We start from the raw sequence: 3,020 nt of genomic DNA on the forward strand, positions 1-3,020 counted from the left end.
TCGGACGGCTGCGTGAGCAGACGTTCGCTACGGAGGCGTAAGCGCAGTTTATCTGCGCGGTTAAACGCCGAAGTGAGCGTGCCTTAAACTTTGAGAATGTATATTCTCAAAGTTAATCTGCTCTAATGACGCATGTGCAGGGTAAGGGCTGCGCGCGGCGTTCCAGTAGGCAATGGCGGGTGTTTCTGACGCGAACCGTCAGTTGTTGTGCGCGGGCGCGGGGATTTGCGTTGTTCTCAGAACCTGGGGCAAGCACAGCTTGGCAGACGGCAGTGTGCCGGTCAAAGGTTTGCCGGAAGTGCCAGGGCGGCTGGAGCGACAGCAGAGCCGGGGGCTGCGCTGTCTTGTCCAGGGGCATCAGGCGAAAGCAGGTTTTCCGGCACTTCGCCAGGGCCGGGAACGGTAAGCGTTTCGGGATTGATGCTGTACCAGGCAAACCACATGGAATAGCCTCCGAAATATTCGGGCATGGCGGCCCCTTTCATATTGCCTTCCAGGGCTTTTCCGGTGGCCGGGTCCCATATGCTCCGTGTTTTCAAATCCATCAGTTTGCCGTAGCGGCTCACAAACAGAAAAGGCTCGGCCCATATCTGCCGGTTGAACACGCGCACTACATCCAGATGTGGATCATGAGCGGCCAGCAGGGCATGCGGGCCCACGAAAAAATTTACTGTCCCTTTTTTCTTCACATAGGCCACATCAAGGGCCAGCAGATAATTTTCATACTCCAGGCAAAGCATGTGGGTCTTGCGCGGGAAACGTCTGTCCAGGCGTTCCACAGGGTAGATGAGCCTGTCGTTGTCATAGTAGGTATCTTTGCGCTGGTAGCTACCGTAAGGGTCGCGCCCGTAGGGGCGATTTCCCGCGGGTTTTGCCATGACCGATGCCTGGGGAAAAACGCTGCGCGCAGCCCCCCAGGATGTCCAGAAGACAGGAATGGTCGGCAGCCCTCTGCCCATAAGGGGGCCTTCAAAGGCCATGCCTGTTTCCTGAAGCCAGAGGCTGCCGGAATTTCTGTCAATAAGCACACTGTTGCCGTCATAAAGGCGGCCTTCTACGTCAAAAATAAGATTGAGGCCACCCATGGAGGCATTGTAGGCCATGAGTGTGCCGGTGGTGGGGCAGTAGGTGATGGTGTAGGCCACGTCATCAATGAGTTCGTTGACAACCTGATGCCAGACCATATAGCGCTGCAGGTAGATGCGAGGGCCACCGGGCAGCATGACCACGAAAACGACTTCGTCGGCGCTGGTATTGAGGTCAGCGTCCAGAGTGCGGTCATAGCGTGGCCTGTACAGCGATGGAATGGCCCCGTAACTGACGCCCGTTTCCACCAGCTTGCCTGAAATTGCCGCCAGATCCTCCATACTCCTGGGCCGGGCCTGACTTTCGGCAGGGAGCAGCAGAGCGCACAGGGGGAGCAGCATCAAAGCCATAAGAGCAAACATGCCCGCACGGCGCACAGCGCAGCGCCCCGCTTTTCGCATCGGGCCGCAGACGTTTGCATGCAGGCCGCCTGCGTTACTGGCGCGGCTGTCTGCCGTGGCCTTTCGTCTGGTGTTCGGCAGGGGGGACATGGTCTGCTGGCATGGAGTCAATGCTTGTCTTTCTCCTTGCGGTGAGAAGGCAGGTAGTCGCTGAAGATATAGTCGCGCAGGGCCTGGGGCCAGGGGCGTGGTTTTTTGCCCAGAAAGGTTCCCAGCTTGCTGTTGTCCAGCACGGAAAATTCCGGCCTTCGCGCTTTTTGCGGCCATTGGGCCGAATCAATGGGCATGACCCGGCAGGAAGTGGCCGCGAGGTTGATGGATTCGCAGGCCAGTTCGCACCAACTGGCCTGGCCGCTGTTGACGGCGTGCCAGAGTCCTGTGGCGCTTTTTTCGGCCAGTGCGGCGCTCCATTGCGCCAGATCCATACTGTATGTGGGGGAGCCGATCTGGTCGTGAACCACGTTGATGGTATCTCGTCTTTCACAGGCTGCCACGATGGTGTCCACAAAATTTTTGCGGCCGGGGCCGAAAAGCCATGCCGTGCGCAGCACACAGGAGCGCTCGGGCAATTCGCGCAACACGGCCTGCTCGCCCTCTAGTTTGGTGCTGCCGTAGACCGACAGAGGGTGCGGCTCGTCTTCTTCTGTCAGGGGCGTTTCGCCTTGCCCCTGAAAAACAAAGTCAGTGCTGTAGTGAACCAGATGCCCGCTGCCGAGGGTTTTGAGGATATGCGCCAGCGCATCGGGCAATGCACGGTTTGCCTCGCAAGCTCCGTCGGGATCGTCCTCGGCTGCGTCAACGGCTGTAAAACCAACCGCGTTAAAAACCACATCCGCGTCTGCCTTGCGCAAGCGCGACTGCAAAAAATCAAAATCCATCACATTACCGTCCTGCCTGCCCAGGGTCGCCACTTGCCAGCCTTTTGCCGTAAGCACACGAACAAGGGCCTGCCCCAGCAGACCGGTTGCGCCTCCCAGAATCAGCGCCTTTGCCATCTGAACCTCCCGGGACGGCACACGCCTCCCCAAAGAAGCGTACGTCCCATAATGCTGGCACTGTATCGTTGTGAGCCATGCTGGTCAATACAGAGGCCGCCTTTCCACATCTGGAGACTGCCTTCTTGCCACCATGCTGCAAGTAACGTACAAATCAGCCGTATGAGACGAGCAATATTATTGGTGGCTTTTGGCGCAAGCAGCCCCCAGGGGCAGAACGCCCTCAAGGGTTTTGATGCGCTTGTGCGTCAGCGTTACCCAGGGGTGCCGGTGCGCTGGGCGTATACTTCGCTGCTGTTGCGGGAGCGTCTGGCCCGGGCCAGACAAAAAAGCGACTCTGTCCGCAAGGCTTTGCGGCGTCTCAGCCTGGAACGCTTTACCCATGTGGCGGTACAGCCTCTTCAAACCATATCCGGTCGCGAGCACGGTGAAGTGTGCGCGGCTGTGGACGAAGTGGCGGCCCAGAGTGGTCTGCGCTGTGATGTCGGCGCTCCCATGCTGGCATCTGCCGATGACCTGAAAGCTGCGGCCCGCGCCT

At 58.7% G+C, this 3,020-nt stretch carries 3 protein-coding genes; 1 reads left to right on the forward strand and 2 read right to left on the reverse strand.

Annotation, left to right across the window (positions count from 1 at the left end; translation table 11 throughout):
* Nucleotides 1-281: 281 nt before the first annotated feature.
* Nucleotides 282-1,577, reverse strand: a complete 1,296-nt coding sequence (locus V6C07_RS06405; protein WP_333535521.1) for a DUF3179 domain-containing protein — start codon at nucleotides 1,575-1,577, stop codon at nucleotides 282-284.
* Nucleotides 1,578-1,594: 17 nt separating this feature from the next.
* Entirely contained in the window at nucleotides 1,595-2,482 is an 888-nt protein-coding gene (gene rfbD, locus V6C07_RS06410) for a dTDP-4-dehydrorhamnose reductase (protein WP_333535522.1), read from the reverse strand.
* A 183-nt stretch (nucleotides 2,483-2,665) separates the two neighbouring features.
* On the opposite strand from rfbD, the gene V6C07_RS06415 reads away from it, so the two are divergent.
* Nucleotides 2,666-3,020: sirohydrochlorin cobaltochelatase (locus V6C07_RS06415; RefSeq protein WP_333535523.1), on the forward strand; the 355-nt coding region annotated here is incomplete at its 3' end.

Source organism: Desulfovibrio sp. 1214_IL3152 (assembly GCF_036763055.1).
GTDB lineage: Bacteria > Desulfobacterota > Desulfovibrionia > Desulfovibrionales > Desulfovibrionaceae > Desulfovibrio.